The organism is Rugosimonospora africana (assembly GCF_016862975.1).
GTDB lineage: Bacteria > Actinomycetota > Actinomycetes > Mycobacteriales > Micromonosporaceae > Rugosimonospora > Rugosimonospora africana.
The window spans coordinates 21,649-29,228 of record NZ_BONZ01000029.1; the positions used below are offsets into that span (position 1 = coordinate 21,649).

Here is a 7,580-nt window from a genome sequence, read left to right on the forward strand (position 1 = left end):
GTCGGGGAGGGCACGGTGCGGTCGGTCGCGACCGAGGCACCGGTAAACGCCCGGCCCGACCGGTCGCGTCGGACAGGTAGGCGGGAGACCGGACGGGAGGCGCGCGCGGGTGGACTTTGCCGAGTTCGTCATGGCACGCACCCCCGCTCTGCTGCGGTTCGGTTACCTGCTCACCGGCGACGGACACCTCGCCGAGGACCTCGTGCAGGAGGCTCTGGTGCGGGTGCACCGGCGGTGGTCGGGCATCGAGCACCAGGATGGTCCGGAGCCGTACGTGCGCAAGGCGATCCTGCACCAGTACCTGTCGTGGCGCCGCCGCCGGTCCAGCACGGAGCTGCCCGTCGACCAGTTGCCGGAGGCGCCGGATCCGGCGCCGGCCGTGGAGCGGATCGTCGACCGGGACGAGATGTGGTCACTGCTGGCCACCCTGCCGCGCGCGCAGCGGGCGGTGGTCGTGCTGCGGTACTACGAGGACCTCGCCGACGCCGACATCGCGCTGATGCTCGGGTGTACCCAGGGCACCGTGCGAGTCCACGCGTTCAAGGCGCTGAAACGCCTGCGGGTCGCGCTGACCGACCCGGCTGTGGTGGGAGCCGGACATGACCGAGGTTGAGCGGCAGCTCCGGGACATGCTGAGCCGGTACGCGTACGACGCGCCGGCGGGGCACCTGATGCTCTCCCGGGTACGGCAGGCCGCCGTCCGGCGCCGGCGGCGCAGGCGCGCGGTTGCCACCGGTGGCGCCGCGCTGGCGCTCGTACTGGCCGCGTCCGGGGCGGCCACCCTCGCCGCCCGGCCCGCCCCGATCCAGCCGAAGCTGTCGATGGGGCTCGGTCAGGACGTGGCCGGCGTGAACTTCGCCGCCGGCTCACCGGTCGACCTCACCTTCCCGTTCACACCGCCGGCCGCCCCGGTACCTGGGACGCGACCGATGCTGACGCTCGTCGCCGGGCGGCCCACGCTCCAGTACCTGCCGGCGGAGGCGGAAGACACCCAGTCGCGGACCAACCCGCCGGTACTGCCGACCGGCACGCGCCTGCCGATGGTCGGATCGGACGCCGCGGGGGCGGCGGTGCTTCCGTCCGACGGCCCGAGCGCGTCCCCGCAGGCTGGCCAGTTCACGACCGGCCAGCCCGGGACCAACTCGGCCACGACCGACTCGGCCACGGCCGACCCAGCTACGACCGACTCGGCCACGACCGACCCGGTGACCGTGGTGGTGTCCGGATCGCCATGGGACGACGGGCCGTTCACCGCGGCGATAAAGGTCCGCTCGACGACCGTGCACGGCATCGTGGGGGTCATCGGCGAGCGGCCGTCCCCCGCGGGCCCCCCGGACTACGTGCTGACCTGGACGGAGCGGGGCGGACCCTGGGTCGGCGTCAGCGCACCGGAAACCATCTCGACCGTGGACCTGACGGATTTCGCCTCCGCCCTGAGCCCGCAGCCGGTCACCCAGCCCGGACCGTTCGACTTCGACCTGGTGCCCGCCGACTTCGCCGTCGACAACATCAGTCCCTCGACGGTCACGTTCCGTCCGCCGGGGGTCGCGGCGAGCTCCGATTTCGTCGACAAGCTGGTCGTGTCGATGGATGCCGAACCGGCGCGCATGCAGGGCGACCGGCCGGTGAAGGTCGGCGCGCGGGCCGGCTGGCTGCACGTCGTCGACAACGTCGTCATGCTGCGCATCGACGAGGGCGACGGGCGGTCGCTGACGGTTCAGGCGCCCGAGCGCCTGCGGATCGATCAGCCCGATCTGCTGCGCTTCGCCGCCGGGGTGCACATCACGGCCGCCGCGGTGCCAGCCCGCGGCTGAGTGGCGACCGCGGTGCCAGCCTGCGGCTGAGCGGCGATCGATGACGCAGAGAGCAATGGCGCGGAGGCCGACGGCGCCGAGGGCGCGGGAGGCGAATGCGGCGGAAGGCGAGGGCGCCGAGGACGATGGCGCCGAAGGCGCGGAGGACAGGCGGGGGACAATGGCGCCGTGGGCATAGCTAGCTACATCTCACCGAAGGCCGCGAAGGGTGGACCCAGCGCCATCCAGGGTCGGGGACTGACGGCGACGGCGCCGATCGCGCGCGACGAGATCGTCGCGGTCAAGGGCGGTCACATCATCGACACCGCGGCCCTGCACCGCCTGCCGGACCGGTTGGCCAACTCCGAGATCCAGATCGCCGACGGGTTCCATCTCGCCGCCCTCGACGACGACGAGTACGACCCGGTGATGCTGTACATCAACCACTCCTGCGAACCGAATGTGGGATTCGCCGGCAACATCGTGCTGGTGGCCATGCGGGACATCGCCGCCGGGGAAGAGCTGACCACCGACTACGCGCTGTTCGACGACTATGACGGCGCGATGGAGTGCCGGTGCGGCGCGGACGGCTGCCGGGGCGTCATCGATGGGCGGGACTGGCAGCGTCCGGAATTGCAACGCCGGTACGGGGAGTACTTCTCCTGGTACCTCCAGCGCCGCTTCCGCGGCTGACCGCGCGCCCGCCACGCGGGTCGGGCGGGTCAGAGCTGGCCGACGTCCGTCACCCGTACCACCGCCACACCCGCCTCGTCGCTGTCCGCCAGGTCCACCTCCGCGCTGATTCCCCAGTCGTGGTCGCCGGCCGGATCGTCGAAGATCTGGCGTACCAGCCACCGGTCCGGGGTCACCTCGATCATCAGCATCTTGGGGCCGCGGGCGTCCGGGCCGGTACCGAGGTCCTCGTGCTCCGCGAAGTACGCGTCCAGCGCATCCGCCCAGGCGTCCGCGTCCCAGCCCGCGTCGGCGTCCAGTTCGCCCAACTCGTCGTACCGGCGGAGGGCGGCCAGTTCGACGCGCCGGAACAGCGCGTTGCGTACCAGTACCCGGAACGCCCGCACGTTGCCGGTCAGCGCGGCCGGGCGTGCCGCCGCCACGACCTCGGCCGGGTCGTCGGTCGGGTTACGCAGCCGCTCCCACTCGTCGATGAGGCTGGAGTCGACCTGCCGGACCATCTCGCCCAGCCACTCGATGAGGTCGATCAGCTCCTCGGTCTTCGCCTCCTCCGGTACCGTCTGGCGCAGCGCCTTGTACGCGTCCGCGAGATAGCGCAGCACCAGCCCTTCCGACCGGGACAGGCTGTAGAACGCGATGTACTCGGTGAACGTCATCGCCCGCTCGTACATGTCGCGGACCACCGACTTCGGCGCCACCTCATGGTCGGCGACCCACGGGTGCCCGCGCCGGTACATCGCGTAGGCGTCCTCCAACAGGTCGGCCAGCGGCCTCGGGTGCGTGACGTTCTCCAGCAGGTCCATCCGAGCCTCGTACTCGATGCCGTCCGCCTTCATCTGCGCGACCGCCTCGCCGCGCGCCTTGTACTGCTGGGCGGAGAGCACCTGGCGTGGATTGTCCAATGTGGACTCGATGACCGAGAGGACGTCCAGCGCGTACCCGGGCGAGTCCGGGTCGAGCAGTTCGATCGCGGCCAGCGCGAACGGGGACAGCGGCTGGTTGAGCGCGAAGTCGAACTGCAGGTCCACGGTCAGGCGTACCCGGCGGCCGTCGGCGTCCGGCTCGGCCAGGCGCTCGACCACCCCGCCGGCCAGCAGCGCCCGGTAGATCGCGATGGCGCGGCGGATGTGGCGGCGCTGCGCCGCACGGTCCTCGTGGTTGTCCGTCAACAGGTGACGCATCGCGGCGAACGCGTCGCCGGGCCGGCCGATGACGTTGAGCAGCATCGCGTGGCTCACCGCGAACTGTGACTTCAACGGCTCCGGCTCGGCCGCGACCAGGCGCTCGAACGTCGGCCGCGCCCAGGCCACCATGCCCTCGGGTGGCTTCTTGCGCACCAGGCGGCGCAGCTTCTTCGGGTCGCCGGCGGCCTTCGCCACCGCGCGTTCGTTTTCGATGACGTGTTCGGGTGCCTGCACGACGACGGTACCGATGGTGTCGTACCCCGCGCGGCCGGCCCGCCCGGCGATCTGGTGGAACTCCCGGGCCTGCAGCAGCCGGGTACGGGTGCCGTCGTACTTCGACAACGCGGTGAACAACACCGTCCTGATCGGCACGTTGATGCCCACGCCGAGGGTGTCGGTACCGCAGATCACCTTCAGCAGGCCGGCCTGCGCCAGAGTCTCCACCAGCCGCCGGTACTTCGGCAGCATTCCCGCGTGGTGCACGCCGATGCCGTGGCGTACCAGGCGGGACAGCGTACGGCCGAATCCCGCGGTGAACCGGAAGTTGCCGATCGCCTCGGCGATCAGATCCTTCTCCGCCCGGGTGGCCAGGTTCGTGCTCATCAGCGCCTGCGCCCGTTCCAGCGCCGCCGCCTGGGTGAAGTGCACGACGTAGACCGGCGCCTGGTGAGTGGAGAGCAACTCCTCCAGCGTCTCGTGCAGTGGCGTCATGGCGAACGTGTAGTGCAGCGGCACCGGGCGTTGCGCCGAGCGCACCACCGCCGTCTGCCGGCCGGTGCGCCGGGTCAGGTCGTCGGCGAGCCGGGTGACGTCGCCGAGTGTCGCCGACATGAGGAGGAACTGCGCCTGCGGCAGTTCGATCAGCGGCACCTGCCACGCCCATCCGCGCTCCGGCTCGGCGTAGAAGTGGAACTCGTCCATGACCACCTGGCCGACGTCGGCCAGGTCGCCGTCGCGCAACGCGATGTTGGCCAGGATCTCGGCGGTACAGCAGATGATCGGGGCCTGGGCGTTGACGCTGGCGTCGCCGGTGAGCATGCCGACGTTCTCCGGGCCGAAGACGTCGCACAGCGCGAAGAACTTCTCCGACACCAGAGCCTTGATGGGCGCCGTGTAGTAGGTGGGCCGCTCCTGTGCCAGGGCGGCGGCGTGCGCGCCGATCGCGACCAGGCTCTTGCCGGAGCCGGTCGGGGTGCTCAGGATGACGTTCGCACCCGAGACGACCTCGATGAGCGCTTCCTCCTGGTGTGGGTACAGGTCCAGCCCGCGCTCGGCCGCCCACCGGGAGAAGGCGTCGAAAACGGCGTCCGGGGACGGATCCCGGCGCAACTCGTCGATGAACGTCACGCCGCGCTCCCTGAGGTGCCCCGATGGGTGGTGCCCCGGTGCTTGGTGCCTCGGTGCTTGATGCCCCGGTGGGTGCGGATGCGGCGGGTGCGGATCTCGGCGCGCCGCGTCGGCTCCACGGTGGTCAGGCTCCAGTCGAAAGGCGTCGGGAATTCCCGAGGGTACCCGCTGCCGGCGTCGCGCAACCACGACGGGAGGGTGATACCACGCTTCGTGCCCGCACCATCACCCGATGTCGGTTCCGCTTAACGGGAGACATCGCCCGGAGACATCGCCCCGAGGCATCACCCGAGAGCCGTCGACGACTCAGTGGGTCAGCTCGCGCCATTCGGGGCGACTGCCCCGCCACGCGTCGGCGAGAATCTCCGCGGAGGACAGGCTGGGGCACTGCTGCACCTTGGAGCGCCCGGTGAGGCCGCCGGCCTGCGCCTCCACCTCCCAGCGCTGACCATCGGTGCGGATGTACACGTCACGGCGTCCGCTGACGCTCCGGTTCCCGTTCCACCAATGACGCTCGATTCTCACCATGACACCGTATCCAAGCGTCCGACGCTTGCGCAAAACGCGCTGGGTACGGTACTTGTAGCGAATCCGTCCGACCTGCGCCGGAGCCGACCGGGTGCCGGGGCGGACCCGGTCGGGTACTCAGGTCGGCTTGTGGTTGGTGAAACGCGTGGGCCACTCGTTGTTGCGGCGCTCGACCCGCAGGCGCGGGCCGCTGGGCTGCAACGAGCCGAACACCCCTTCCCAGAGAATCATCTGCAGCGCCCGAGCGGTGACCACATCCAAGGTGGTACGGGTGTTGTCAGGCAGCTCGTACGTGATGGTCTTGCTGTCGTGGTCGACGGTGCCGCGTACCTGAACCTCGGCCGGATGATCCGGCTCGCTGGCCGGGTCCGGGAAGCGGACCGTGAATTCCTCTCTCGGGCCGGACGCGTTCATGCGATCGCCACCCGATGACCGCGTGACCGACCCGGGCGACCGGGTGAGCGACCCTGCGAACGGTCCTGCGGACTACCGTGCGGACGGTCATGAGCGCGGTCGAGCGACAACCCTCCCGCCACACGACCGCCGGTCGGCCCGTGGTACGCCGCGCGCCCACCGGTCGGCGGCTGGGACACCGACCAGGTACAGGTGGAGCGGTGCGGGACCACGCGACCGCCGGTCGGTCGCGGGCGCAGCCGGATCGACGCCGAGTCGGTGCCCCCTCGCATGCCGGCGTCGACCCTCACGGTGGGGCCGGGGATATCCATGGCCGTCCCCCTCATGGCTGCAGCTCATGATGCGTTCGCGGTGCGTTCGCGGTGCCTCGCGGTGATGCTGTGGTGGTGATGCGGTGGTGTGGGGCGGCGGAGTTGGCGGGCCCCGCTTGTCACACATCGGTAAGCATGACAGTGTTCCGATGCATCGTGCAAGAATTCGCGGCGACAAGTCGTCACGCAGAGATCGTTCACAATGACTGTTTTCGGTTACCCTACGTACGTCAGAATTTCGTCGTGAAAGATGAGACTGACGGGGAGGGGTGAGGATGTGCCGACTGCTGGGCAGCGCGCTCTTCAACGGGCCCTGACTGCGTGGCCTGCTTGGTTACGTTCTGCGAGCGGAAAAAGTTTGTAGACGCTGACCGGCCGGGTCGGGCGTGGCGTTGCGAGCGCCCGACCGAGATCAAGGTGCTGCCCAGGTTGATCAGTAGAACGTCAATCTCGTGGAGGAGTACCGATGAACGACGACACCGCCTGGATGATGTCCAGCAGGTCGACAGGCAACGGTGGCAGCTGTGTCGAGGCGCGCCGCTGCGCCGGGCTGATCGAGGTTCGCAACAGTAAGAGCCCCGAGGCCGGCACGGTGCGGTTTACCACGGAGGAGTGGGACTCGTTCCTCGATGGCGCCAAGAAGGGCGAGTTCGACAAGCTCCTCGCCGGATGAGGGATCGCCGGGTGAGATCCCGCCAGGCGAGCTTCGCCAGGCGAGGTCGGCGGCCGGCCGGATGCCGACGAGGCTGACGGGACGGCGGTTCTCGCCGATCGCGATCAGCGACTGAGCCAGGAATCGACCGGCTGGAGCCGGTCGGAGAAGCGGCCGGTTGGAGAACACGGCCGGTCGGAGAACCGGCGGGTCAGAGAAAGCGGCCGGTTGGAGAACGACGGCTGGTCCGAGAACGGCCGATCGGAGAACGGCCGATCGGAAGGGCAGCCGGAAAGGTGCCGTCCGCGCGGCGACCCCCACCCGCACGGCGGGACCAGATTCGCTAGGCGAGTCGACAGGAGGGGCGTACCGGCCCGTGATCACGCGGGCCGGTACGAACGCTGCTCGCGTACGAACGCTGCTCGCGTACCTGCCCCGCGGCCGACACCGGCTCGCGTCTTTCCCGCATCCTTCCCGCGCGAGTCGCGGGCCGAACTCTCGCGGGCCGAGCTCTCGCACCCCGAACCTGGCTGCCCGGATCCTCGTGGCCCGAATTCTCGTGGGCCGGATCCTCGCGGCCAGAACATCGCGACCCGGATCCTCGTGGGCTGGGTCGTCGGGGTGGCCGGTTTCCCGGTCGGTTCAGTCTTCGCCGGTC

The 7,580-nt window shown here is 70.1% G+C and carries 8 protein-coding genes; 4 read left to right on the forward strand and 4 right to left on the reverse strand.

Translation table 11 applies throughout. The features are described from left to right. The first annotated feature begins 109 nt into the window (after window positions 1-109). The 3 genes from Raf01_RS15080 (at window position 110) to Raf01_RS15090 (ending at window position 2,486) form a co-directional block, all read left to right on the forward strand. A complete protein-coding gene (locus tag Raf01_RS15080) occupies window positions 110-613 on the forward strand; it encodes a SigE family RNA polymerase sigma factor (protein WP_203918496.1) in 504 nt (167 codons plus the stop codon). Continuing rightward, on the forward strand, window positions 600-1,814 hold the full coding sequence (locus Raf01_RS15085) for a hypothetical protein (protein WP_203918497.1): 1,215 nt from the start codon (window positions 600-602) through the stop codon (window positions 1,812-1,814). The genes Raf01_RS15080 and Raf01_RS15085 overlap by 14 nt, the downstream gene beginning before the upstream one ends. Before the next feature lie 168 nt (window positions 1,815-1,982). Continuing rightward, entirely contained in the window at window positions 1,983-2,486 is a 504-nt protein-coding gene (locus tag Raf01_RS15090; protein ID WP_203918498.1) for an SET domain-containing protein, read from the forward strand. A 29-nt stretch (window positions 2,487-2,515) separates the two neighbouring features. On the opposite strand, the gene Raf01_RS15095 is transcribed toward Raf01_RS15090, so the two are convergent. The 4 genes from Raf01_RS15095 to Raf01_RS15105 form a co-directional block, all read right to left on the reverse strand. After that, window positions 2,516-5,017: a DEAD/DEAH box helicase gene (locus tag Raf01_RS15095; protein ID WP_203918499.1), complete on the reverse strand. Its 2,502-nt coding sequence runs from the start codon at window positions 5,015-5,017 to the stop codon at window positions 2,516-2,518. Then, entirely contained in the window at window positions 5,014-5,136 is a 123-nt protein-coding gene (locus Raf01_RS50535; protein ID WP_275412989.1) for a hypothetical protein, read from the reverse strand. The genes Raf01_RS15095 and Raf01_RS50535 overlap by 4 nt, the downstream gene beginning before the upstream one ends. A 187-nt stretch (window positions 5,137-5,323) precedes the next feature. After that, the gene (locus tag Raf01_RS15100; protein WP_203918500.1) at window positions 5,324-5,542 is read right to left on the reverse strand and encodes a hypothetical protein; all 219 of its coding nucleotides are present in this window, start codon (window positions 5,540-5,542) and stop codon (window positions 5,324-5,326) included. A gap of 120 nt (window positions 5,543-5,662) precedes the next feature. After that, window positions 5,663-5,959, reverse strand: a complete 297-nt coding sequence (locus Raf01_RS15105) for a hypothetical protein (protein WP_203918501.1) — start codon at window positions 5,957-5,959, stop codon at window positions 5,663-5,665. 777 nt (window positions 5,960-6,736) lie between these two features. Here Raf01_RS15105 and Raf01_RS15110 point away from each other — a divergent pair. Next, window positions 6,737-6,943 (forward strand): DUF397 domain-containing protein, encoded by a 207-nt coding sequence (locus tag Raf01_RS15110; RefSeq protein ID WP_203918502.1) that lies wholly within the window; start codon window positions 6,737-6,739, stop codon window positions 6,941-6,943. Window positions 6,944-7,580: the final 637 nt, after the last annotated feature.